Source organism: Methylophilus sp. DMC14 (genome assembly GCF_056314085.1).
Genome location: NZ_JBQUZA010000002.1, coordinates 288,642 through 313,578, shown reverse-complemented (window position 1 = coordinate 313,578; position 24,937 = coordinate 288,642). Strand labels below are relative to the sequence as shown.

Genomic DNA, 24,937 nt, shown 5'->3' with positions numbered 1-24,937 from the left:
TGAAACTTATTGCAGGCAGCCCGTAATCAGCTGGGCCAAGTGTTGCTCAAGATTGTCGCTCGGTTTGCGTTTGAATCCGCTTTTGGCAAAAGCATGCCAGCGGCCCAGCACAAAACTGATCATGGTATTGGCCGCCGTGCCGGCATCATTGATTTTGTGACCCTGAGCTTCGGCAATGCGCAACGATTGCTTGAGGCTGGCTTCTAACCTGTCCAGCAACTGGTTGATACGTAATTGCAAGGCGTCATCTTCATTGACCAGGGCATCGCCAATCAACACCCGTGACATGCCGGGATTGCGCTCGGCAAACTTGAGCATGGTTTGCAGCATCAGCTGTACTTGCTTGAGGCCATCGGTTTCGTCGGTGGTGATTTTGTTCATGACACCAAACAAGGCGCTTTCAATAAACTCGATCAGGCCCTCAAACATTTTGGCCTTGTTGGCAAAGTGGCGGTAAAGTGCCGCCTCGGAAACATCGAGTTTGGCAGCCAGGGCTGCCGTGGTAACTTTTTCGCCACGTGGTGTTTGCAGCATGCCTGCCAGGGTTTCCAGAATTTGCTGTTTACGGTTTGCGCGTGCTTCTTTATTGATAGTAGCCATAATGATGTGGGAGCCTGAGCCTGATCGTTAGGTGGTTATTTTGACCCGTATTTTAACCTTATTCACCGGCGGCGGGAATGTAAAGCGGCCCTTTTTTCAGGCCACTGTGAGTGAGCGCCAACATATGCGCTAACCTATATTGCACAAAGTTTGGTTTGCGTAACTTGCGGCTGATCCACACCGTGCGCATCCCCAGCCGTTTGGCCGTCATCAGTGCGGGCAGGCTGTCTTCAAACAAGGTGCAATCTGCCGCACGGCATTTAAGCTGGCGTAGCAGCAATTGAAACCCGCGCACGCTGGGTTTGGCGTGAAAGCGACTGGATTCCACACTGAAGACCAGTGAAAAACAATCCTCAATGCCCAGCACTTGCAGCACGCGCAACGCATAGTGACGCGGCGCGTTGGTGAAGACGCATTTACGTCCAGGCAGTTGCTGCAATAATTGCCTGAGCTGTTTGGTGGTATGCACCATCTCGTCCGTCAGAAAGGCATGGGTTTCTGCAAGAAAATGATGCGGGTTGACCCCGTGGTGGCGCATCAGCCCTTTGAGAGTGGCGCCATAGACCTGCCAGTAATGCTGGCGCAAGGCGCAGGCTGCAGGTTCATCCAGTTGCAAGTGATCCTGGATATATTGGGTCATGGCCCGGTTCATCAACGGGAAGATGTGCGCCGAGGCGTTGTGCAGGGTGTCGTCCAGGTCAAAAATCCACACCCTGCGCGTCATCACTGCCGTGCCAGATTAAAGGGCATCTGCCCGCAATTTGGCCGGGCGGTGCAGCAGGCGGTTTAAGTAGTCGTCAAAGACGGCACGCGGCGGATAGGCTTTGGTGTAACGCATGCCAAACGCCAGATGGGTCGCCAGATAGACATCGGCGGCGGTGAACTCGTCGCCACACACATAGGCATGCTGGCGTAAATGCGATTCCAGGGTATCTAGCGTCAGTGTCAGTGAGCCAAAGCCCAGAAAAGCCTGACAAGGCGTACCCAAAGGTGTTTTTTCCGGCGTTTGCCAGCCCAGAAACTCAGCCGTGGTTGCCGCTTCCAGCGGACCGGCGATAAAAAACATCCAGCGGTAAAAAGCGGCCCTTTCCGGGGTGCCTGCGGCTGGAATCAAGCCCTTGTCGGCAAACGTGTCTGCCAGATAGGTCAGGATCGCGGCCGTCTCGGTGACCACGGCCCCGCCATGCTGGAGGGCAGGTACTTTGCCCATGGGGTTGATGGCCAGGTAGTCTGCTTTTTTCATGGCCGGACCAAAGTCCAGCCACACCGCCTGATACGCAATGCCCAACTCTTCGAGCAGCCAGTGCACGGCACGGCCACGCGACAGTTTGTTGCTGTATAAAATAATCTCAGCCATGGTTGGGCACTGCTGATGAGCGTGGCTGAATGCCTATTTCGCCTTGATCAGCGTGCCCACGCCTTCGTCGGTCAACACTTCCAGCAGCAAGGCATGCTCCACGCGGCCATCAATGATGTGCACAGACTTGACGCCACTGCGCGCCGCATCTAGCGCAGAACCGATTTTTGGCAACATGCCGCCACTCAGTGTGCCATCTTCTACCAGGTCATCGATTTGCTTGGGTGTCAGGCCGGTCAGCAGCTGACCATTTTTATCCAGCACGCCTGGCGTATTGGTCAGCAAAATGAGTTTTTCTGCATTAAGGATTTCAGCCAGTTTGCCCGCCACCACATCGGCATTGATGTTATAAGTTTCGCCATCCTTGCCTACTCCAATCGGCGCGACGACCGGGATAAAGTCACCGCTATCCAGAAACGTAATGATGCTGGGGTCTATGCCGGAAATCTCGCCCACCTGGCCGACATCAATCATTTTGCTCGGGTCTTTGAGGTCTTCCATTAGCAGTTTGTGTGCATGGATAAAGTTACCATCCTGGCCGGTCAAGCCGACAGCCTTGCCGCCATGGCGATTGATCAGGTTCACGATTTCCTTGTTCACCTGCCCCCCCAACACCATTTCCACCACGTCCATGGTTTCTTCGTCGGTGACGCGCATGCCCTGAATGAATTCGCCTTTTTTGCCCAGCTTGTCCAGCATTTCATTGATTTGCGGGCCGCCGCCATGCACCACCACCGGGTTCATGCCCACCAGTTTTAACAGCACCACATCCTGCGCAAAACATTCTTTGAGGCGGTCGTCCGTCATGGCGTTGCCGCCATATTTGATCACGATGGTTTTATCAAAAAAGCGTTTGATGTAGGGCAGCGCTTCGGACAGGGTTTTTGCCTTTTGCGAGGCAGTGGCATGTTGCATCATCGGAGGTCCGTATTGAGTTCAAAACAGCGTGAATTTTACCGCAGAAATGTGAAGCACTGATTAAAAAAACAGCGCTTACACATCATGCGAACTTAGGGTAGCCGGTGGCTTAATCTGGATGCATCATCCAGCTTAAGCTTGCTGAATCCCTGCCAATAACCATGGCGCATTGCTTGGCTGTAACGATTTTTGCAAGTGCCAGATTTCATTGATGTGTTCAATCGCACCATTGTTTTCGCGCAACTGACCCGAGTAACGCACACTGGCAATGGTGTAAGCGCCTTCAGTGACCACCTCAATCAGCTCAGCATCAATATTCAATACCTCGGTTGTTTGTGGGGCATCGCCGCGTTCTTGCAGTTGCAGGCTGATTTCAGCATAGACCTCAGGGGTGGTGTATTCACGAATGTCTTGGATGTCTTTGCGGTCGTTGGCGGCTTGCAGACGAATAAATGAAGCTTTGGCACCACGTAAAAAACTATCCACCGGAAAATCGGCAGGAATATCAGCTTTGATTGTGGATGCAGCGCTGGCGTTGTATGCGGATTCAGATTGAAATCCGGCGGGGGCGTATGGTGCGCCTGCGCCGGCACCGGCGTATTGCGGCGGCGAGGCTTGCGTATTTTTAAAGCGACGCACTAAAAACATCAGCAAGGCAAAGCCTGTAACCACCATCAATAATGTGCTGAAATTATTGGCAAAATCGCCTAATCCGCCGTGTGAAAACAGGGTTGCCAAGCCGGCACCAATGGCAAGACCGGCCAATGGTCCCATCCATTTGCTCATCCCGTTACGTGGTGCAGCCGCAGGGGCTGGTTGTGGCGTCGCTTCCGGCGCACGTTGCATTTGTTTGGCAGGCGCAGGCCGATTTTTACCAAAACTGCTGCCACCGCCCAATCGCTTGGCCTCTGCCACACCAGACAACAAACTCATGCAGACCATCAACACCATCAATAGCTTCCAAAACTGTTTCATGTTTTCCTTTTGTTTATGTGTTTTAAATAAATGCTTGATTGCCAGAGCGCTTGCATGGCAATCGGATATCTAATGTAACGTAAGTGGGCATGAAATGGTTGCATTTCAAGAAGCTAAGGCCATTGTTTGTTTTTTAGGGGCCATAAAAGGGTCTGCGGCCTTACAAAGGTTTCACAAATACCTTGGACTTGCGCTGGAAATTATAGAACTTGAGTTTCTCTTGCGGCAGTTGCTCCACGCTTTGTTCGCTAAAGCCGCGCTCCAGAAACCAGTGCTCGGTGCGGGTGGTCAGGCAGAAAAGCTGTTTAAAGCCTTTTTGACTGGCTTGCTGCTGACAAAAGTTAAACAGCTTGTCACCGCGGCCACCGCCACGGTAAGCGGGATCTATCGCCAGGCAGGCGAACTCGACCATTTTTTCCTCGTGAAACGGATATAAAGCCGCGCAACCGATGACGCGGTTATCGTGTTCCATCACATAAAAATAGTTGATCTCCATCTCTATGCGTTCGCGGCCGCGCCGCACCAGAATGCCCTCATTCTCCAGGGGTTCAATCAACCGCAAAATGCCGCCTACATCTTCGATATTGGCCTGGCGCATGGTTTCCAGTGACAGTTCAGTGATCATGGTGCCTATGCCCTGGCGCGTAAACAGCTCCTGAATAATGGCGCCATCAATGTGGCGCGAGATCAGGTGGGTTCTGGCCACGCCATGCTCGCAGGCACGCACGGCGGCGGGCAGGTAATAATTGACGTCCTCGGAATAGAAAATCGGCTCATCACTTTCCTGCACGTTACGTAGCAGGTTGCGCGCCTTGGCCGAGGTCATTTCGCGCAACAATTCGCCGCGCAGATTCTGGATCCCTTCTGAGTCCATCAGGAAAATCAGTTTTTCTGCATCCAGCGCAATCGCGGCACTCACCGCGACATCTTCCAGGGTCAGGTTAAAGGTCTCGCCGGTGGGGGAGTAACCCATGGGCGACAGCAACACCATCTCACCATCGTCCAGCCGTTTCTGGATGCCGACCGCATCAATCTTGCGCACTTCGCCGGTATGTTGCAGATCCACACCGTCGCGTACGCCCAAGGGTTTGGCGGTGACAAAATTACCACTGGCAACACGGATGTCGCTGCCTGCCATCGGCGAGTTGGCAATGCCCATGGATAACAGCGATTCAATCTCTACCCGGATGGCACCATTGGCTTCTTTTACCGCCTCCATGGCGGCATCATCGGTGATCCGCAAGCCGTTATGCAGTTTTGGGGTGAGGTGGTCACGTTTCAGGCGTTGCTCAATTTGTGGCCGGGCACCATGAACTAATACCAGTCTGACTTCTAGGCTGGCCAGCAGGTTGAGGTCGTGCGAAAGCGCCACAAACTGTTGTTCACTGACGACTTCTCCGCCAAATGCAATGACAAAGGTGCTGCCGCCAAAGGCGTGTATATAAGGCGCCGCAGAGCGAAACCAATGCACAAACTCTTTGCTATTCGTGCTAGAAAGGATGGCGGGTGGCGTGTTGGTCAGCGAGACGGGGGTCAGGTTGGCATCATAGAGCCGGCCAGGCGTGGTATGCAGCGCCTGTGCGGCGGCGCGCAGCAGGGCTTCAGAGATGCCAATCTCGCCGCGTTCAATGCGCGATAAATTGCTGGCATCTGTGCCCATGCGGGCAGCCAGTTGCTGCAAGGTTAAATTTTGCGATTTACGCAATTCCCTGATGTTTGAGCCTAGCATTTTGCGTTTAATTTAAGGTTAATTTGCAAAATAATAAATAAAAATGGTTTTTATTGCAAATATTGGGGTGTTGATTTTTCGCCGATGAAAGCAGATAAATGCCGATCAGGCGAGACCCGGTGTGAGTTTTTAGCGTAAGCAAAGCGCGCGCAGTTTCAAAATCAGCAGAATGTTAGCAGGGCAGTCCGCGCTCATCGGCGTGTATCGGCGCTTAAAAATTTTTGTGTTTGTAGATATTCAAGGGGAACGGCACATAAAAAAATGACGGCCAAGGCCGTCATATTAAGGTCAAGAACACAGAGAGACTACGTCAACATCAACTGACTGGCTGCGGGCGGATTGAGCGATACACACGGTTGCTCTGCCGTTTGCTCAATACCAGCTGCCAGAGTTGCCCTTGCCGGGCGCGGAAATAGCCTGCACAACACATCAGGTAGTATTTCCACATCCGGTAAAAACTTTCATCATACTTAAACTGCAATTCAGGCCAGGCACGGTTGAATTTGTCCCACCAGGCCATCAGGGTGCGGTCATAATCTGGTCCGAAGTTATGCCAGTCTTCAATTAAAAACTTTTCTTCAATCGCCCCAGTGATTTCGCTGGCCGAGGGCAATTTGCCATTCGGAAAAATATAGCGGTCTATCCAGGCGTCGGTATGCAAGGCGGTTTTATGATTGCCGATGGTATGCAACAAAAACAGCCCGTTATCCTTAAGCAAGCGCTGTGCGGTGGCAAAATACGTTTCGTAGTTCTTTTGGCCCACATGCTCAAACATGCCAACCGAGACAATTTTGTCGAATTGACCATGCAACTCTCGGTAGTCCTTGAGCTGGATATCCACCGGCAATCCTGCACAACGTTCTCTGGCTAAGGCCTGTTGCTCAACTGACACCGTGATGCCGAGCACCTGCACCCCATAGTGTTGTGCCATATGCTTGGCCAGCCCGCCCCAGCCACAGCCGATTTCCAGCACGCGGTCGCCGGGTTGCAAATCCAGCTTTTGGCAAATCATATCCAGCTTGTGACGCTGGGCTTCTTCCAGCGTTTGCGCATGTTGCCAGTAGCCGCAAGAGTAACTCATGCTCGAATCCAGCATGGCTTCAAACACATCATTGCCAATATCGTAGTGTTGCTGTGCAACCTGATAAGCCCGGTGCGGCGCTTGCAGGTTAAACAGGGTATGACGAATGATCTCAGCCAATAATTTGAGTCTGGCCGTCCCGCCCATTTTTTCATCCAGGTCCGCCCGCATGACGCGATGGAAAAACTCGTCCAGCCGGTTGCAGCCCCAGCGGCCCTCGATAAACGCCTGTCCCAGTCCGAGCGAGCCTTTGGTCAACACATCGCGGTAGACGCTTTCTTCATACACCTGGATATCCCAGGGCGCGTTGCCGTTAATCGTGATCCCGGCGCCCGCCAGCAAACTGGCCAGCGTATCCGGTGGCGCGGGATGCGCACTGAGGTAATGGTTGGTCGTGGTTTTCGGCATGATCGTTTGATAATCCCTAATAACACTTCACGTAGGCATGACTGATGGATTGCATCATAAAAACAGTTGCGCTTGCAGACAACTCGTCATATGACGTATGACAGATTTGACGGCAAAGATTCCGTCGGGCAGGATGGTTTTAACGAGCTAAAGCGGTTGCTGTCAGGGCTGCAATGCTGCAAACCATACTGACAGGCTGGCGATGCTGAGCAGGGTGCTCAAGAACACGGCCGCGGCATACAGTGCGCCATCCAGGTGATAGCGCTCGCAGATGATAATGCCAAATACCATGGTCGGCATGGCAGCCAGCAAAATGCATGCAGTCAGGGTGTCACCCGAGATGCCCAGCCATTGTGCAAAGCACCAGGTCACCAGCGGTGCGACGCACAGGCCAATCGCACACACGGGCAATAACAAGGGCATGAATTTCAGTTTAAAAGTATCCCAGCGGATGCTCATGCCCAGTGCAATCAGCATCAGGGGCACCACGCCGCCCGCCAGGGTATGCAAGGCATGTGCAACCATGACCGGTTGCGGAATGTGGCACAGATTGAGGATGGCCGCCAAGAGCAAGGCCCATAGCGGTGGCACGCGCATGAGTTCCTTGAGCGGGTGCGAGCGTTGTTCTGCATGGCCAAAATGTTGCGCCATGAGCATGCCCAGGCTGAGCAAGATGGGCGTACAGGCAAACAGGTCAAACTTGAGCACGATCTCATGCGTCCAGTCGCCCAATACCTCGCTGGTCACCGGTAGTCCAAGGTAGGTCGCGTTCGGGAAGGTGGCCGCCAGCATCAATGCGCCTTGCTGGGCACGGGTCACGGTCATCAGGCGCTGCAATAATTGCAGTACCAGCCACATGCACGAGGCCGCGACCGTCAAGCGGCACACGGCAGTCAGCGCAATTTTGACTGCACTCAAATCAAACGGTGCTTGCCATAAGATATTGAGCACCAAGGCTGGCAATAGCACATAAAACACCAGATCTGTCAGCGCACGACGGTGCGACAGGGCGGTGATGTGCGAGGGCGCCCACCGTTGCCAGAGCATGCCTGCCAGAATCAGCAAGGCCATTTGCAGCATGACTTGAAACATGTGCCGCCTTATAAACCGAGCGCGGTCAGTCCGGGGTGCTCATCCGGGCGTCTGCCCAGGGGCCAGAAGAATTTGCGGTCTGCTTCTTTAATCGGCAGGTCGTTAATACTGGCGTGGCGCTGCATCATCAGCCCGGCGTCGTTAAACATCCAGTTTTCATTACCGTAGCTGCGATACCAATTGCCAGCGTCGTCGTGCCATTCGTAGGCAAAGCGCACAGCAATCTTGTTATCCAGAAACGCCCAGATTTCCTTGATCAAACGGTAATCCAGTTCGCGCGCCCATTTGCGCGTTAAAAACTGATGCACCTCTGCACGCCCCACCGGAAACTCGGCACGGTTACGCCAAACCGTATCTTCCGTGTAGACCTGGATCACGCGATCCGGGTCGCGGCTGTTCCAGGCATCTTCGGCCATGCGTACTTTTTGCATGGCAGTTTCCAGGGTAAAGGGCGGTAAGGGTGGGCGGGTTTCCATAGAAGCTCCTTGGGTTGCTAAGTGCGCAGTGTCAGACCTGCTTAAAAGTCTCCCCACAGTGACTGCATCACGCTCATGGCAGTCAATGCTGCGGTTTCAGTACGTAAAATCCGTGGGCCAAGCACGATAGACTGGAAGTGATGTTGCGAAGCGAGCGCAATTTCTGCCGCACTCAGGCCGCCTTCCGGGCCAATTAATAAATGAATGGCGTTTTTTGGCGGGTTTAGTGATGCCAGCCTTTGTGCACCGACAGGATTCAATAACAGGTTAAGGCTGTCAGCGGTCGCGTGCTGGCTCAGCCATTGTGCAAGCGTGAGAGGCGCATGTACTAAAGGAATTATGGCGCGGCCACTTTGCTCGCAGGCGGCGATTGCCACGCCTTGCCAATGTTCGACGCGCTTTTCGGCGCGGTCGCCACTGAGTTTGGTCACGCAGCGCTCGGTACTTAACGGGAAAATTTCGCGCACACCCAGTTCCACCGCTTTCTGGATGGTGTAATCCATGCGGTCGCCGCTAGAGATGCCTTGTAGCAGGCGGATATTCAGTGGCGATTCATTGCTGACCTGTGTGCGGCTGAGGACTTCAACGGTAGCGGATTTTTTCTCGACCTGCGTCAGCGCGCAGAGATAGTCAAAACCATCCCCACAAAACAAAATCAACGTGTCGCCTACTTTGAGCCGCATAACCCTGACCGCATGCGCCATGGCGTTATCACTGAGTGGGACGGATTGGCCCACAGTCAATGCAGCCGGGCTATGAAATCGTAAATTACTCATGACTGGCATTGTAACCAAAATGCCTGTGTGCGGGCACGGTGGTGACAAGATTCACCTTGGCGTCTTAATCACGTACCATAATGGTTTGATCTAATTGCAGGAGCAACGCTGATGGCAAGTATTAGCCCCCCCGTATGTGATTTTGGCTGGAAAGCACCGGCATTCAATTTGCCTAATGTAGATGGCAAGCTCGTCAATCTTGAAACCAGCATGGGGCCAAATGGTCTGCTGGTGATGTTTATCTGTAACCATTGCCCTTACGTGAAAGCCATCTTGCCTCGCCTGATCGCTGACGTAAAAGAACTACAGACGCTGGGCGTGAATACGGTGGCGATTATGTCGAATGACCCTTCCGATTATCCGGAAGACAGCCCTGAGAACATGCGCAAAATTGCCACCGAGATGGCGTTTCCGTTCCCTTATCTGTTAGACGAAACTCAGCAAATTGCCAAACTTTATGATGCTGTGTGTACGCCAGACTTTTTTGGCTTTAATAAAGATTTTGCGTTGCAATACCGGGGTCGGTTTGACGAGAGCCGCAAGGAAACCGCTCCTGAGAGTACCCGTGAATTGTTCAAAGCCATGAAGTTAGTGGCTGAAACAGGTCACGGCCCGCAGGAACAGATTGCAAGTATTGGTTGTTCTATCAAGTGGAAAGAGTGAGCGTCAACCGGGCGTGCCGTCAATACGTGGTTGACTGAGGATCGGCCAATAGACAATCGTAAATAATGTGAATGCGGCGATCCAGGTGCTGGCCGCCAGCATCACTGACAAACGGTAAAAGTCTGGTAGCACGATAGGCAATAACACCCGACTCAGGGTAGCAAAAATGACCAGGCCAAATATCCATACCAAGCTACGCGGTGGGTTATGAATATTGCGGCCTGTGTGCCCTAAGGAGACCCTAGCCATCATCGCTAGCGTAATCACGCCGATGCCGCCAATCGCCCAGCAATGGATGGCCATAATCACCGAAATGCTTGGCAGCAAAAAACTCAAGACATAAAGTAAAAAGCCCAGGTTAATAAGCCACAGCCCCAGATAAAAACTCCACAGTAGCGGCAGCTGCCAAATACCTGGTGTATGCCAGCGCCATAACCTAAAGCTTGCGCTGATGCTGATAGTAAGTCCTAACACTGTATTCAGCATTTCAGCATTGGCGGTTAATATATTGATCAACAGTGCGGTCAGGCAGACCATCAACAGGCGGTCTATCCAAACTGAATTTTTGAGCGTCACCTGTTCTTTCACACCACGCTCAATAAACATGGGCAAAATGCGGCAGCTCATCACCATGATCAGGCTGACATTGAGCAGTAAACCCATCCATAGCGCGGCATGTGCACCTTGGTTTGTCCAGCCCAGCGCTTGCGAATAAAAAGCCAGGTTGCCAACCGACAGCAACAGTACTTTTGACAGTACGCCCAGTTGGCGCCATTGCTTCACCTGAATAATTGGTCTGGCAATCGCGATGAGCAGCCACAGGTTGAATAGGCCGTCAAATGCAGCTGCCAATGCGACCAGAGAGGGTGCCATCAGCATGACGGCGCGGGCCAATGCCCAGCAGGTGACCAAGCCCATGAGCGGGCGACCATACAAGGTCTGAAGACCGGTCCAGTTTTTGACCGCGGTCAGTAAAAATCCAGCAATCACGGCAAAGGCAAAACCATATAGCATTTCGTGTGCATGCCACTGTGATGCGGTCACGGTGCTCAACACTGGCGCAGAAAGCGTTGCATATTTCCACACCCAGAGGCCAATCGAGAGCACCGCAAAGCAGGCAGCTAACAAGAAAAAAGGCCTGAAGCCCAGGTTGAACAGGGCAAACTGCTTAGCCGGTACTTTGCGGCTGGGAGGTGAAATGGTGAGTGGTTGCATGCAGGCCTCCTCAATAGCGTATAGCGAATAATACGGCGCTGAGGTGCCCGCATATTGCGCTGACGCAAACATGATGCATGCAAAAATGCCAATTAAAAACCCCGCGCTGAACGGGGTTAAATCAACATCAGGCCTGATGGCCAAGGTGTCGGTGAGTTATACACGCAGCGGTTGTTTTCTAAGCAGGCACAAGCCTGCGACCCCCAGGCCAAGCAGGCTGGCCGATAACGGCTCGGGCACTGGCGTCGCCAGCGTCGTCGCATAGGTGACATCGTCTACGGCAAACGTACTGGAGCAGCAACCGGTGCCAGCAAAGACGATGCGATTAAACGCCACATCGGAGGTGAACCCAATAAAGCCATTTAGAGTTTGATTGCTGACGTAAGGGTCTGGCGCGGCATAGGTGGCAATATGATGGTATTCACCATAGGCCGGGCCGATACGGGCCAAGCTGATGGAGAGCAATTGTAGTCTACTATTGTTCATGGTGAGCCCAAAGGCAGTGATTGGCTGACTAAAAATCAGATCCGCCCAGCCGCCGTATGAGGTGTTGAAATAGAGGTTGGTTGTGCCATTGATATCTATCGTTGAAGAAGGTGCATCGACACTGACACTGCCGCTCAGTGTGAAGTCATGAATGGTGATGCCGGAGCCGCTGGGGGCTATATCTGTTGTCATCGCATCAAAAGTTTCGGTAGTGACTGTACCCGCTGCCGCCAAAAAACTGGCTTGATCGGTGTATACCGTGAAGGCTGCCATCGCGGGCATGCTAGTCAGGCCAATAGTAAAAAGCGTAACGAGTTTGATAAACCAAGCTGGATTAATCACTGGGGATGACATCACATGCTCCTTTTAAATAAATGATGGGATGAGAATGCTTGTATGTGTGTTAAAGCGACCTGGCAAAATATGCCTGTATTTTCTCAAGCGCTTTGACGACGCCATAACAACAGCGGCAAACCCATCATGAGTAGCCAGGCCTGGCTTGGCTCTGGCACTGGGGTCACTGCCCAGCTGGCGACGACCAAAAACTGGTTGCTGTATATATTGTTGAGTTGCAAGCGCGAGGCCGTGCTCTGTCCGCTGAGTTCTAGCAAACCACTTGAGATTTCGCCGATATAGACTTCACCTTCACCTTGCAACACTGCCGAACCGGCATAATCGCTGTTACCAATCACCGTCAGGCCATTTCCCTCCAGCAAACTGATGCGGTCATATAATCCATTCCGTAACAGAGCATAGCGAGCAGCATCTGGCAGGTTGAGCTCTACCAAGCCGCTGCTGCTATTGCCCAGGTAATAGATAGACAGCATGGCATTATTCAAGCCAAGTAATGCACCATCCAGCGTCAATTGAGGGGCGGCACTTGTCGTGAGTGGCACGCCCAGCGCGTGGTCCAGTTGCGCAGCGAAATCATGCTCATTGCTGCCGCTGGCAATCAGCGATAATGCCGCCAGCGACACGGCTGCATTGTCACTGGTCAGGTCTTCGCTGCTGAAGCCAGCCGTTGAGCGTCCCAGAGAGGGGTCCACGGTTGCGGTGACGTTCCATAGCTGACGCATGAGATCGAAGGGTGAGTTGAACATGGTAGGGTCCGTCGCGCCTGCATTGAGCAAAATGGTGCTGTCTCTGGCGGCTGCGAGCAGTGTTTGTGCATCTTTTAGCTCGGGCGTGCGGGCGATTTTCAGGGTATTTGCGACTGCGACATCCGTCAGTACACTATTGCGCAGGGATTGAATATCGGTTGCGGCAGCATCCCAGCGTGCGGCTGCGACTCCGCCACCTGCCCCTGGGGTGGCGGCGAGGGCATCTGCCACATATTGGCTACGTGTTTTGGCGGTAAAGGTGGCATTCACATTGACTGTGCCGGATAAAGAGAGCCCGGCATAATTGATGCTCACACCATCCGCGGTAAACGTGGGTGCGCCACTTGCTTGCAAGCGTATGGGTTGCACCAGTGCCGCTGCACTGGTGGTTGAGTTTGAGAGCGGAGAGAGAAATTTTAACGTGCTATAGACTTCGTCGCGGGTACAGGAAAGCGCGGTTGCACGGCAAAACCAGGTGGCATCGAGGTTGAGTGACTCGGTGGTGGTCAGCAGGCCGCCGCTCAATGTGGCGCCGGCTTCTATCCGCGTTAGGGTGCGTTGGCTATCAGGCAATACTGAGACCCCTGGGTCATTCAGTGAAATAAATTGATTACCTCTTAGTTCAATCGTCATGCTGCCGCTACTGAACGTTCCAAGTCGGGTGCTCAAAAACCGCGCATTGGCAATACTTGGGTCCAAGGTCAACAGCTTGTCAATCTGGTTGCTGTAAGTGGTGATATCCACGCCATCGACAGACACCGAGGTGGTTCTGTTCATGATGGCAATCTCGTTAAAGGATAGCCGCATGTTAGTTGCGATTTCTGTGGCGAGGGCCTGGAAAGGCAGGCAAGCAGCCAACAGAATGATGGCGGCAGATGGTTTAGCGTAGCGCTGCAAGGTCAACATGACAAACCCTTTGCCCTGGTTGGGCACGATATTAAGAATGTCCCTAGACTAGTGCAATCATCCGAAAAAAGGCACCCCCAGTTCAGGGGGGGCCATCACAGCTACTCAAAGGGTGAAACAGTCGTTTTTATTTTTTTACTAGGATTTTGGCGCGTGACAGCGCCTTTATTCTGTAGTGGATTTGCGCGTGCGCCTGTATCCAGCCACGCCCAGCAAGCCCAGACTGAGCATGAGCGCCGAGGTGGGCTCTGGCACACTGCTCACCATTTGCCCATACTGGATATGATCCACTTCAATGCCGCCCCCGGTGCCTATGGTGATTGATTTTATGCCGCCGGCAAACTGCACACCAAAGAAGCGGTCATCGCCCGTGGTGCCGCCAAACGTGCCATCAGGAATGCCCGTATACGACTGTGAACCCAGTGACTGCCCCAGTGCATCTGTTGCGCTGAACGTAATGGTGCCAGAGCCATCCGTCCAGACCACACCAAAGGCTGTTGGCAGAGGGCCGCTACCCGTGTAAGTGAAGGTCACATTGCCTGAAAACCAGCTACGTCCTGCGGTGCCAAAACCATCAATGTTGCCATCATCGGCATCCACCGAGTCGGCAATGCCGGTGGGTCCATACACTGAACCGTTACTGGCACTGATAGACGCATCCAGCGATCCATCTTCCAGATTATCTAGTAGGACAGGATTGCCTCCCAGGTAAAAGCCAGTTGGGATATCACTTGAGGATAGGTAGGGCGTCGGTCCCCAGAAGATCGCGGTACTACTCGTGGCATGTGCCATATTGGCACTGGCAAGTAAACAAACAGTGAGTGCGGTCATTATTGTTAATCTGTGCATGTCTCTCTCCTCCTGATGATTGGAATGCTCATCTTAGAGACTTTGCCATCCGGCTTGCACCCCCTGGATAGGGGGGGTATCAATGGGGAGCTTGCGCAAATGCTTGCAACGGCAGCTGCAGGCAGAGCTTGAGCCCGCCTGTGGATAAGGCCTCAAAGTGCACTTCACCGCCCAGCAGCGTCGCGCGTTTCTGAATATTGTTCAAACCGCGGCCTTTGTTTCTGGCCGACTCGGCGGGCAGCCCGATGCCATTGTCACTCACTGACAGTAACAGCTGCCTGTCGCTACGACTCAGGTTGACTGTGACCTGGCTTGCCTGGGCATGGCGGATCACATTTGAAACCGCCTCGCGGATAATGCGGCCCAGGTTGAGGACTTGCGGTTGCGTCAGGAGCAAGTGGTCTTCCTTCATCTCAATTTGCCAAACCAGCTGAATATGGACATCACTCAAGCGTTTTTCGCACTCGATGCGGTAGTCGGCCATGGCATCCGTCAATGGGATATGTTCTGTGCCGGCCCGTGAAACTACATCGCGCAGGTCTTGCAGGGCCGACCTGGCAAGTTCGGCATTGTTGCTGTCTTGGGCGCGGTATACCAGGGTCAGCAGTTTTGCACCCAAGTCGTCATGCAGGTCCTGGTAAATCCGCTCTCGCTCCTCCAGTGAGGCCTGCTCTTTGAGAATGGACTGCAGCTGCTGAAAGTTTTGATTCAGCTCTTCATGCTTGGAAACCACGCGTTGTTCGAGTTGCTGATTCAGTTGCTCGTAATCATTGAGGGCCCCCACATACCGTGAAGTCATCATGAGCCCGACAATCAAAAACAGCACGGGGGCCGAGAATTGCATCAGATATTCCTCATTGCTCACCCAGTGGTTGAGTGCAGCAATATTGGTGTGTATCAACCAGTCATGAAATGCAAATAGCAGGATCAAACTCAAGGTTAGCAACAGTAAGTTGGCGTCCTTATTGCGGTGCAAAATGCCTTCTTTTGCCAGCAAGCAGAGGCCGAACACCACCACACCCATGGTCACCAGGTGCCATACATCGGTGACGTCAGTAAAGTAGGCGTCGGGAGTGCACAGCAAAGTCAGCGGCGACATGATGAGGATCGCCCACAGCAATTGATTGAAACGCTTGAGTCGGATGCCGACAAAATCAAGCAGTGAGATGAGCCACAAGGTGGCAATCGCCTGAAAACTCGCATTCACAAACAACTCCCATTGCGGGGTCGGCAACGGCGCTGTGATGATGTAAAAATTGAGGGATTGCAGTGCCCAGACAAAGGCTGCCAGTCCAAACAGGCCGTAGGCGGTATCCTGCTTTCTGCGCCACCACAGGCTCAGCATCAGTAGCCCAATCCCCACGATCAGCAAGCTTGACGTCTGGTTCAGTGTGATACGGATAAATCTGGCTTCTTCAAAGCGCGGTTGCAGATGCTCTAATGTATCTATTTGCGGCGGAGCGAGCATGCCTTGAGAGTGTGCGGGGGCAATGACTCTTACGAGTAACAGATTGTCGCGGGGCTTGAGCAGGTGGGGCGGGATGGCAAATAACAAGGGGCGGTTCCAGTGCCTGGCGACGGGCTCTTCAAACGCACCGCCAGAGCCTATCTTCTCACCATTGAGAAACGCTTCCGCATTCAGGCTGAGCCTGGAAAGGTAGAGTCCATACAAAGCCTTCTGGCTGAGTGTCGGGTAATCAAACTGAAAGCGATACCAGCCTATGCCCTCTGCCGTCGGATGAGTGATCTTCCAGATGTCCGGCAGGCTGGCAGTTTGCCAGTCTGCATGGTCACTTGGGGGCTGGGGAGCGGCACTCTGGACAAACTCTCCTTGTTTCATGCTGACTAGAGCGTTGCTGGTCACCTCAGGGGTTGCAAATGTGCTTAGGGAGGCGAGCAACAGCCACAAAAAAATGCAGCTATCGCGCAATGGTCTTAACAGGGCATGCACGCAAAAACTCATCTAAACAAGGCCGTCACTTGCAGGTAAATGTCTCGGACATCGACAAAGTTGCGCCCGGAAAAAGTATCCTGCATTTCGAGCCTGACGATCAGCGGCAGCGGTAACTTGCCTTGTTGCCAGGCCTGGATACCACTCCAGGTCGCACTCAGCCGGTACTGGTCGGCGCGGGTGTAGGTGTTCGTTTCCAGGCTGCTGGTATCGGTGCCAAGGTCAGAGCGGTAAGTGTCAGACTGCTTTTCATAACGGTGCCAGGTGGCCGCCCAGCGCCAGTTGGACCAGCGATACCCCAACTCAATATCGGTTTCATAAAAGTCCCCCAGGTTGCGTTGTAATCTTTGTTTGCTACTGGCGAGGGCCAGTAACTGGCCTGATGAGGGGATGCGCATGCTGGCTTTGTCGCGGGTTTGCCAGTTGTAATCGGCCAGCAAGCGCAAGTCGAGGTGGCTGCCTATATTCTTGAAATATTCTATGCGGGTGCGCAGGTCGTCGCTACCGTCGCCGGGCGGCGTATCCAGCAAGTTATCCGGGTCGTCTTTTCTGGCCAGACCCACTCGCCAGCCGATGCCCACAATCAGGCTCTGGTCTGCCGCCTTATAAGCCCGCCAGAGCACGCCTATGGTCGGGTCGCTAAATCCCTCTGACTGTTGAGAAGCAATCCGCTTGTATTGATAACCATACGCCGGGTTCGTCAGGATGCCTTGTACGCCAGCCGTATCCATGGGAGCCACCGCGCCACCCGCAGGCGCAAACGGAAAGTTGCCCGCGCTAATCGGTTGGCTCGCGTCAAACGCCGGGTTTGCACCGACATTACCACCGTCGACGCCAAAACTGACGTGCGTGTGTGATTTCACATAAGGGATAATCGCGCCTACCGTGATATCCGGCGTGACGCCATAGCCGATGGTCAATGTGCTGATCTGGTTACGCACCTCACTCTTGAAGCGCGTCGTTCCCAGCGAGGCACCAGGACCTAATAGTGCGAGCGAAGGGAAAATGCTGCTATTTAATTGAATGCCGTCAAAGCTGGCGCCTAGTCCCTGCAAGTTGCCATGTTGATCATAGGTCTGGTGGTAGTCGTTGTTGCGTTGCTCAAAGCGGATGCCCCAGCTACTTTCAGGCGCCATGGTGTTGAGGCCAAATGCCGTGGGTATGGGTAATTCATCCATGGCGAATGCCTGTTGGGTTAGAAAGTTACCCAGCAATAGCCCGCCCATCAATAAATTGATCAAGTTCGGGCGTAATAGGGGGCGCATTCGATTCGGCAACAAAACAGGCAAACACAAAAGAGTCTTGGTCATGAGTGTATTCGAATTATTTTTTGATCGGAGCCCCCTGTTTGCGGGGGTGTTATACGTTGAATTTGGTATATAGTTTTTATCCCAACGCTATTGCTGTCCTAGCCACTGCCCTATGATGAAAACTGCTTTTATTCTTGAGGATACTCCCGAGTCACAATTGTGGCTGTCTGAGGTCCTGCAACAGAGTTTTCCAGATATCCAGATACACGCAGCCAATCACATCGCGCAGGCACTCACTGCGTTGAACCATCTATCAGCAATCGATATCGCGCTCATTGATTTGAGTCTACCAGATGGTAGCGGGGTTGCGGTGATTGAATGGTTAAATCGTCATTCACCGCAAACAATTTGTGTGGTAGCCAGCATATTTGATGATGATAGTCACATTTTCCCGGCATTGCGCGCAGGGGCGCATGGTTATTTGCTCAAAGATCAGCCGCAAACCGCCATCGTACAGGCGCTGAATGGGATTGTGACGGGTCAGCCGCCACTGTCACCCGCGATTGCGCGCAAGTTATTGCGGCATTTTCACGAGCCCTATGTCGAGGCGACTGCACAAGGCGTTCTCACCGAGCGTGAAAAAGAGGTGCTGTCGATTATTGCCAAAGGCATGACCATGGCAGAAACTGCCAATATTCTCGGTCTCAAGCGCAATACGGTGGCTGGGTACGTCAAGGAAATCTACCGCAAATTAAATGTTTCTTCGCGGGCTGAAGCCGCCATCACGGCACAACGCATGGGGCTGATTTAATCTTTTAGGGCACTTACAAAGCTCTTGCCCTGTCTTTCTTAATGCAAAGGCGCATGACCCCGCCATTTTCTGCAAGGTATAATCAGCCAAATTAAAACATGGGAAGAGCATCATGACGACAAAACTAAAATGGGGCATTCTCGGTGCTGCGCGTGTGAATGAGCGCCTGCTACCTGCGATTGTAGAGGCCAGCAACTCACAACTGGTCGCCATCGCCAGCCGCCGCCCGGGCGCCGCCAAGGCCACGCTGGATAAATACGCACCCAATGCGGGTGGCGTTAGTTGTTATGACGATATGGACAGCCTGCTCACAGACAGCAATGTTGAAGCTGTCTATTGCCCCATGGCTAACGAAGAGCATGCCGAATGGGCGCTCAAGGCGATTGCGGCAGGCAAGCATGTGCTGATAGAAAAGCCGATGACCACCAAGTTGGCAGATATTGATGCGATTGAATCTGCCGCCAAAGCCAAAGGGGTGACCGTGATGGAAGGCTTTATGTACCGCTTTCATCCGCAGCATGCCAAGGTTAAAGAATTAATCGACAGCGGGCTCATCGGCGATGTGCTTTCATGCCGTGCCAGTTTTTCTTTCCTGATGGCGCCTGCACGTATGTACCGCATTACCCGTGATATGGCCAACGGTGGTGGTGCCATGTGGGATATTGGGCCTTACGCCATCCATGCCTTGCGCTGGTGTTTTGCGCAAAACGGCGTCCCTGCCGAACCTAAAGATGTATTGGCCTATGGCAAACTCAACGAGCATGGCGCCGATGTGGTTGCCAGTGGTGTGCTCGATTTTGGCCCTGATGCACAGGGACGTGCGCGTTTCGGCCACTTTGATGTGAGTTTTGAGCGTGGCCGCAAAGCCGAGTATGAGCTGATTGGCGATAAGGGCTGGATCAAGTGCCACAATATGTGGTCTTACCCGGGCGATGATCCGGTCATTAGCTGGGAAGCGGGCGGCAAGTCAGAAACCATCGTTTTGCCCAAGGCTAACCACTTTAACCTTGAGATCGAGCACTTTGGTGATTGTGTGCTCAATGGCAAAGCGCCTTTGCTCACTTTTGATGATGCGCGTGGTAATTGCAAAGCAATTGAAGCGGTGATTGCGGCGTTGAAACGTTAAGGCTTTGCACAATAAAAAAAGGATGCCAAGGCATCCTTTTTTTATTGCTGAGTTGGTGTTTTAAAACTTGCCATGCTCTAAATCTTATTATCCAGGCCCATCTGGTAATACTTATGCACAATCTTCTCCTGGTTTTCTAACAACCAGTCTATGCTAGGCTCATTGCGCAAGGCTTTTTGAATCGCCTTGAAGGTCGCCTCACGGTGAATATCAAACAGCGCCTTATGGTCGATTTTCTCTTGTTCCAGAATCGCCGGGCTCAACCACACTGAAACAATAATGCCCAAGTCATTGGCTTTTTCTTTCGGGATATCGCCGCTACGTACGGCATCCAGTACGCCGTTGGCAATGGCGCCCTGCACGGTGCCCATCAAAATATTGGTGTAACGCGGATCTTTCACAGTCACCTTGCTCACCATCAGCGTCGCTGGGCGCACCATAATGTCGGTGTTCATAATCGCCAGTACGCGGGTATGGCCTTTGACCTGGTCGCCCAGCAGGTTGGCAAATGCTGTGCCCATCGGGCCGTTCATTTCACCAATCGCCACTTCGGGTTCAGCCGCCGTGCCGGGTGGGCCGCCTGCCACCAGTGCTTCACCCACACGCATAATAATTCGATCATTAGACATCTTTGGAGCTCCTTTGCTATCAATGTATTGCAACATGGTAGGGGAATTCTCCCACCATGGCTAGTTGCATGCGCTCGGTATCGCGGTTTTACCGCTTGAGGCACCAAGCGCGTGCATGAATTTAATAACCATTAACGCTTGAAGAAAAGCAGGTTCTAGGGAATAATCTAGCCTTTCCGTAAAAGGCTGGTTTTCTGGCTTTTTTAAAGAATTCAATCAAGGTTTTGCAGCTTTTTGTGTAAGACCGTTCACTTTCACTCTAGGGAGAAAACAATGGCAACTCGTGTCGACTTGTGCAACGCCATCCGTGCTCTGAGCATGGACGCTGTACAAAAAGCAAACTCCGGCCACCCAGGCGCACCTATGGGCATGGCTGAAATTGCTGAAGTATTGTGGAACCACAATCTGAGCCACAACCCAAACAACCCACAATGGGCTAACCGTGACCGTTTCGTATTGTCAAACGGCCATGGCTCAATGCTGATTTACTCCTTGCTGCACCTGACTGGTTACGATGTGACCATGGACGACATCAAGTCTTTCCGTCAATTGCACTCCCGTTGCGCTGGTCACCCAGAATACGGCTACGCACCTGGCGTTGAAACAACCACCGGTCCATTGGGCCAGGGTATTGCAAACGGCGTTGGTTTCGCCATGGCAGAAAAACTGCTGGCTAGCCAATTCAACAAGCCAGGCCACGACATCGTTGACCACTACACATACGTGTTCCTGGGCGACGGCTGTATGATGGAAGGCGTTTCTCACGAAGCTTGCGCACTGGCTGGTACATGGGGCCTGGGCAAACTGGTTGCTTTCTGGGATGACAACGGTATTTCTATCGACGGCCACATCGAAGGCTGGTACACAGACGACACCGCAGGCCGCTTCAAAGCATACGGCTGGCACGTTGTTTCAGTAGATGGTCACGACCAGGCTGCGATTCAGAAAGCCATCGACGAAGCGAAATCAGTGACTGACAAACCATCACTGATCTGCTGTAAAACCATCATCGGTAAAGGTTCTCCAAACAAATCCGGTTCACACGACTGCCACGGTTCCGCATTGGGCGAAGCTGAAGTTGCAGCAACCCGTGCTGAAATCGGCTGGCCACACGAGCCATTCGTGATTCCTGCTGACGTGTACGAAGGCTGGAACCAAAAAGACAAAGGCGCAAAACGCGAAGCTGACTGGAACGCCAAGTTCGACGCTTACGCTAAAGCCTACCCAGCAGAAGCTGCAGAATTCAAACGCCGTATGGCCGGTGAATTGCCAGCTAACTGGAAGTCACTGACTGACGCAATCATCGCTGAAACGAACGAAAAAGCTGAGAAATTGGCAACTCGTCAAGCTTCACAAAAAGCCATTACAGCGTTGGCGCCAATCTTGCCAGAATTCCTGGGCGGTTCAGCTGACTTGACAGGTTCTAACCTGACAGCGGCTAAAGAATTCAAACACGTGAGTGGTAAAGAGCCAGGCAACTACATCTCTTACGGTGTACGTGAGTTCGGTATGGCTGCCATCATGAACGGTATGGCATTGCACGGTGGCTTGTTGCCATACGGCGGTACTTTCCACATGTTCTCTGACTACATGAAAAACGGCATGCGTATGTCTGCGTTGATGCATCAACGTGTGATCTACGTGCTGACCCACGACTCTATCGGTCAAGGTGAAGACGGTCCTACCCACCAACCAGTAGAAAACACTTCTGGTCTGCGTATGATTCCTCGTATGGATGTATGGCGTCCAGCTGACTCTACAGAAACAACCGTTGCATGGGTTGCTGCAGTAGAGCGCACTGAAGGCCCAACCAGCTTGGTATTGAGCCGTCAAGCAGTGCCAGGCATCAAGCACGATGCTAAAGACTTTGAACTGATCCGCAAGGGTGGCTATGTATTCTCTGACGCTGCAGGTAAAGCGGATGTGATCATCATTGCTAACGGTTCCGAGTTGGATCTGGCAATTCAAGCGGCTGCTGAATTGAACGCTGCGGGTACTAAAGTGCGTGTGGTTTCCATGCCATCCACCAACGTATTCGACCGTCAAGACCAGGCTTACAAAGACAGCGTATTGACTCCAGGCGTTAAACGCGTGGCTGTTGAAGCTGCTCACCCAGACTTCTGGCGTAAGTATGTAGGTATTGAAGGTGCCGTTGTTGGTATCGATACCTTCGGCGAATCCGCACCAGGCGGCGCACTGTTCAAACACTTCGGTTTCACCGTAGAGAATGTTGTGAACACAGTGAAATCTGTTTTGTAATTTAGACCAGATTGTTGCATAAAAAACCGCTTCCTCGTGAAGCGGTTTTTTTTCGCCTATATGCCGTGAAACAACCCATCCACGGCAAGGTTACTCTTGCTTAGCTTGTGAGCAAATTCACTTGTACATTCACAATCAACTTAGGCTGAATATTGGGGCCGATAAAGCTGCCAGCCACTGGCGGGATCGTTTCCGGATTACGTGATACCGCCACGGCAATATGTTGTGTGCCGGTCACCTTCCCTGCGGTGGGGTCAAAGCCTTTCCAGCCGGTGCCTGGCAAATATACCTCAGCCCAGGCATGGGTGGTGGCGTTACCGGCCTCAGTCGCCGGGGCATGCAAATAGCCACTGACAAACCGGCTGGCTAGTCCCAAGAGGCGGCAAGCTTCAATAAACAAGGTGGCATAGTCACGGCAAGAGCCACTCAGCTTATTCAAAGTGGTGGCCGGGGTCTGCACGCCAGGTTCTTCGCGAATCTGGTAGCGAAACTGGGTATAAATCGCCTGATTCAGGCGGGTCAGCAGTTCAAATGTATTGATACTGCCGTTTCTCAGCCCCAGTTGTAGCAGCCACTGGCTCACCGCATCTTGATCATCCACAAATGTGGGGCGCTGAAAAGCCGCCAGGTCTTCCCAGTCAGCCTGCGCATAGGCAAACGGATAATTCACTGCATAGGGTTCAATCCAAAAATCCAGTGGGGCCTCTTCATAGTGTTGAATCACCACTTCACTTGCAATGGTGAGTCTGTCGCTCGCTTGCAAAAACGTGACAGCCGCCAGCGAGTTATCAAACACATCGCGATACCATTTGATCTGATACGCCGGCGTAATGTTAAGGATGGAAGACTCGATACGCAAATCGTGCCCCTCACGTGGCCGCAGCAATAAATAATGCTGCTGCAGTGTGACTGTGCTCGAGAACAGGTATTCAGTCAGATGTTTGATTCTTAATCGTTTCATGGTGTGTTTCTCGCACCGCTTAAATCGGTGCGGCGGCCAATTGCGTGACACGCACCTGCATCAGCGCCGGGTACAAGGCCGGGCCAAACTGGTTAAAAATGGCAACATCGGCCGCATCGCGCCCATAGGCCACAGTAATGCGTCCGCCCATTGATTCTGACTGGCTCGGGTCAAACGTGTACCATCCCCCATTCACATACGCTTCAAACCAGGCATGAAAGTCCATCGGTTGTAGCCCGTGCAAATACCCCACCACCATGCGTGCCGGGATGCACAACCCTCGGCACAAGGCGATGCCCAAATGTGCCAGCTCACGGCAAACGCCTTCGCGCTGCTGATTCACCTCAACCGCAGATAGTTGAAAATGTGGAGAATCCGGATTAAAACGAATATTCTGGCGTATCCATTGCTCGATGGCCTTTACCTGATCGTATCCAGGCAGCACATTGGCGACAATTTGCTGGCCCAGATCAATGAATTTATCTGACTCGCAATAGCGTGACGGCAGTAAATAAGTCAGCACATGGTTAGGCAAATGCTGAACCTCTTCGAACCGCCCGCCGGGGGCAGTCTCAAGCTTGTCAGCGGTCAAAATATCCGCCGATGTGCTGATATAAAACTCACCCACAGGCGCAATCAGGCGCTGACAAAGATTGCCATAAGTGTCGGTATATTCTTCCACCGGCACACTGGGCTTAAGCGTATAAGACTGTCGAGCTACCCATTGATGCACCCCACTGCGCGGCCTCAGCATCAAAATAAACGGTGTGGGAATACTGACAACAAAGCTGATATCACATTCAGTACGTAACCACATGTGCAATCCTTAAGTGATGCAAGCCAACCCATTCTAGCCTGCTTTCAAGACATATGTGCAAAAGTGAATGAATAACTAAGACATATCAATAATAACCCTGTAAAATTTACGGTTTTACAGTTTTAGCCAGAAAGTTTTTTATGTCATTGCCAGCCTGCCCAAAATGCCAATCCGAATACACCTACGAAGACGGTGACAACTACGTCTGCCCAGAGTGCGCGCATGAGTGGAGCAAAGTGGCCACTGCCGAATCAGAAGAACTCAAAGTCGTGCGCGATGCCAACGGCAACGTGCTGCAAGACGGCGATACGATTACTGTGATCAAAGACCTGAAAGTCAAAGGTTCTTCATCTGTCGTTAAGGTCGGCACCAAAGTGAAAAACATCCGCCTGGTCGACGGCGACCACGATATCGACTGCAAAATTGATGGCTTTGGCGCGATGAAGTTAAAGTCGGAGTTTGTGAAAAAGGCTTAGCCGGATGACTCTTGTTCTGTCATTTA

24 protein-coding genes are annotated in these 24,937 nt (G+C 52.6%); 5 read left to right on the top strand and 19 right to left on the bottom strand.

Annotated features, from left to right (window positions below; genetic code table 11):
* Positions 1-6: 6 nt before the first annotated feature.
* The 10 genes from slmA to ACT53C_RS05710 all read right to left on the bottom strand — a co-directional run bounded on the left by slmA (position 7) and on the right by ACT53C_RS05710 (position 9,412).
* Positions 7-600 carry a nucleoid occlusion factor SlmA gene (slmA, locus tag ACT53C_RS05755; protein ID WP_275356568.1) on the bottom strand — a complete coding sequence of 198 codons (594 nt, stop codon included), beginning with the start codon at positions 598-600 and terminating at the stop codon, positions 7-9.
* Between the two features lie 58 nt (positions 601-658).
* A complete protein-coding gene (locus ACT53C_RS05750; RefSeq protein ID WP_476145234.1) occupies positions 659-1,324 on the bottom strand; it encodes a pyrimidine 5'-nucleotidase in 666 nt (221 codons plus the stop codon).
* A 15-nt stretch (positions 1,325-1,339) separates the two neighbouring features.
* Entirely contained in the window at positions 1,340-1,957 is a 618-nt protein-coding gene (locus ACT53C_RS05745) for a glutathione S-transferase family protein (protein ID WP_476145233.1), read from the bottom strand.
* A gap of 33 nt (positions 1,958-1,990) precedes the next feature.
* Entirely contained in the window at positions 1,991-2,872 is an 882-nt protein-coding gene (gene argB, locus ACT53C_RS05740; RefSeq protein ID WP_379073761.1) for an acetylglutamate kinase, read from the bottom strand.
* 135 nt (positions 2,873-3,007) lie between these two features.
* Complete coding sequence (locus ACT53C_RS05735; protein ID WP_476145232.1) at positions 3,008-3,850, bottom strand: Tim44 domain-containing protein; 843 nt, start codon at positions 3,848-3,850, stop codon at positions 3,008-3,010.
* Positions 3,851-4,010: 160 nt separating this feature from the next.
* A complete protein-coding gene (argA, locus tag ACT53C_RS05730; protein ID WP_194749211.1) occupies positions 4,011-5,579 on the bottom strand; it encodes an amino-acid N-acetyltransferase in 1,569 nt (522 codons plus the stop codon).
* Positions 5,580-5,895: 316 nt separating this feature from the next.
* Positions 5,896-7,068 (bottom strand): cyclopropane fatty acyl phospholipid synthase, encoded by a 1,173-nt coding sequence (gene cfa, locus ACT53C_RS05725; protein WP_313988651.1) that lies wholly within the window; start codon positions 7,066-7,068, stop codon positions 5,896-5,898.
* Positions 7,069-7,230: 162 nt separating this feature from the next.
* Entirely contained in the window at positions 7,231-8,160 is a 930-nt protein-coding gene (locus ACT53C_RS05720) for an AEC family transporter (RefSeq protein ID WP_476145231.1), read from the bottom strand.
* An 8-nt stretch (positions 8,161-8,168) separates the two neighbouring features.
* On the bottom strand, positions 8,169-8,636 hold the full coding sequence (locus ACT53C_RS05715; protein ID WP_338656395.1) for a nuclear transport factor 2 family protein: 468 nt from the start codon (positions 8,634-8,636) through the stop codon (positions 8,169-8,171).
* 41 nt (positions 8,637-8,677) lie between these two features.
* A complete protein-coding gene (locus tag ACT53C_RS05710; RefSeq protein WP_476145230.1) occupies positions 8,678-9,412 on the bottom strand; it encodes a 16S rRNA (uracil(1498)-N(3))-methyltransferase in 735 nt (244 codons plus the stop codon).
* Positions 9,413-9,523: 111 nt separating this feature from the next.
* Between ACT53C_RS05710 and ACT53C_RS05705 the strand changes: the two genes are divergently transcribed.
* Positions 9,524-10,075 (top strand): thioredoxin family protein, encoded by a 552-nt coding sequence (locus ACT53C_RS05705; protein WP_275356576.1) that lies wholly within the window; start codon positions 9,524-9,526, stop codon positions 10,073-10,075.
* Between the two features lie 3 nt (positions 10,076-10,078).
* Here ACT53C_RS05705 and ACT53C_RS05700 read toward each other — a convergent pair whose 3' ends face one another.
* From ACT53C_RS05700 to ACT53C_RS05675, 6 genes are all read right to left on the bottom strand, one after another.
* Positions 10,079-11,290 carry an NnrS family protein gene (locus tag ACT53C_RS05700; protein ID WP_476145229.1) on the bottom strand — a complete coding sequence of 404 codons (1,212 nt, stop codon included), beginning with the start codon at positions 11,288-11,290 and terminating at the stop codon, positions 10,079-10,081.
* Between the two features lie 156 nt (positions 11,291-11,446).
* Positions 11,447-12,130: a PEP-CTERM sorting domain-containing protein gene (locus ACT53C_RS05695; RefSeq protein ID WP_476145228.1), complete on the bottom strand. Its 684-nt coding sequence runs from the start codon at positions 12,128-12,130 to the stop codon at positions 11,447-11,449.
* An 83-nt stretch (positions 12,131-12,213) separates the two neighbouring features.
* Positions 12,214-13,782 carry a hypothetical protein gene (locus tag ACT53C_RS05690; RefSeq protein ID WP_476145227.1) on the bottom strand — a complete coding sequence of 523 codons (1,569 nt, stop codon included), beginning with the start codon at positions 13,780-13,782 and terminating at the stop codon, positions 12,214-12,216.
* Positions 13,783-13,947: 165 nt separating this feature from the next.
* Positions 13,948-14,613 carry a PEP-CTERM sorting domain-containing protein gene (locus tag ACT53C_RS05685; protein ID WP_476145226.1) on the bottom strand — a complete coding sequence of 222 codons (666 nt, stop codon included), beginning with the start codon at positions 14,611-14,613 and terminating at the stop codon, positions 13,948-13,950.
* Between the two features lie 97 nt (positions 14,614-14,710).
* A complete protein-coding gene (locus tag ACT53C_RS05680) occupies positions 14,711-16,582 on the bottom strand; it encodes a sensor histidine kinase (RefSeq protein ID WP_476145225.1) in 1,872 nt (623 codons plus the stop codon).
* Between the two features lie 8 nt (positions 16,583-16,590).
* On the bottom strand, positions 16,591-17,847 hold the full coding sequence (locus ACT53C_RS05675) for a hypothetical protein (protein WP_476145224.1): 1,257 nt from the start codon (positions 17,845-17,847) through the stop codon (positions 16,591-16,593).
* Positions 17,848-18,004: 157 nt separating this feature from the next.
* Between ACT53C_RS05675 and ACT53C_RS05670 the strand changes: the two genes are divergently transcribed.
* Both ACT53C_RS05670 and ACT53C_RS05665 read left to right on the top strand, forming a co-directional pair.
* The gene (locus ACT53C_RS05670; RefSeq protein ID WP_228518904.1) at positions 18,005-18,643 is read left to right on the top strand and encodes a response regulator; all 639 of its coding nucleotides are present in this window, start codon (positions 18,005-18,007) and stop codon (positions 18,641-18,643) included.
* A gap of 112 nt (positions 18,644-18,755) precedes the next feature.
* Complete coding sequence (locus ACT53C_RS05665) at positions 18,756-19,769, top strand: Gfo/Idh/MocA family protein (RefSeq protein WP_338656410.1); 1,014 nt, start codon at positions 18,756-18,758, stop codon at positions 19,767-19,769.
* Between the two features lie 77 nt (positions 19,770-19,846).
* Here ACT53C_RS05665 and fae read toward each other — a convergent pair whose 3' ends face one another.
* Positions 19,847-20,398, bottom strand: a complete 552-nt coding sequence (gene fae, locus ACT53C_RS05660; RefSeq protein WP_313988680.1) for a formaldehyde-activating enzyme — start codon at positions 20,396-20,398, stop codon at positions 19,847-19,849.
* A 273-nt stretch (positions 20,399-20,671) separates the two neighbouring features.
* Between fae and tkt the strand changes: the two genes are divergently transcribed.
* Complete coding sequence (tkt, locus tag ACT53C_RS05655; protein WP_313988683.1) at positions 20,672-22,657, top strand: transketolase; 1,986 nt, start codon at positions 20,672-20,674, stop codon at positions 22,655-22,657.
* A 100-nt stretch (positions 22,658-22,757) separates the two neighbouring features.
* Here tkt and ACT53C_RS05650 read toward each other — a convergent pair whose 3' ends face one another.
* Positions 22,758-23,618 carry a transglutaminase family protein gene (locus tag ACT53C_RS05650; RefSeq protein ID WP_476145223.1) on the bottom strand — a complete coding sequence of 287 codons (861 nt, stop codon included), beginning with the start codon at positions 23,616-23,618 and terminating at the stop codon, positions 22,758-22,760.
* 19 nt (positions 23,619-23,637) lie between these two features.
* Positions 23,638-24,435 (bottom strand): transglutaminase family protein, encoded by a 798-nt coding sequence (locus ACT53C_RS05645; RefSeq protein ID WP_275356588.1) that lies wholly within the window; start codon positions 24,433-24,435, stop codon positions 23,638-23,640.
* Positions 24,436-24,575: 140 nt separating this feature from the next.
* On the opposite strand from ACT53C_RS05645, the gene ACT53C_RS05640 reads away from it, so the two are divergent.
* Positions 24,576-24,911, top strand: coding sequence for a zinc ribbon domain-containing protein YjdM (locus tag ACT53C_RS05640; RefSeq protein WP_194749227.1), 336 nt, complete (start codon positions 24,576-24,578; stop codon positions 24,909-24,911).
* The last annotated feature ends 26 nt before the right edge of the window (positions 24,912-24,937 follow it).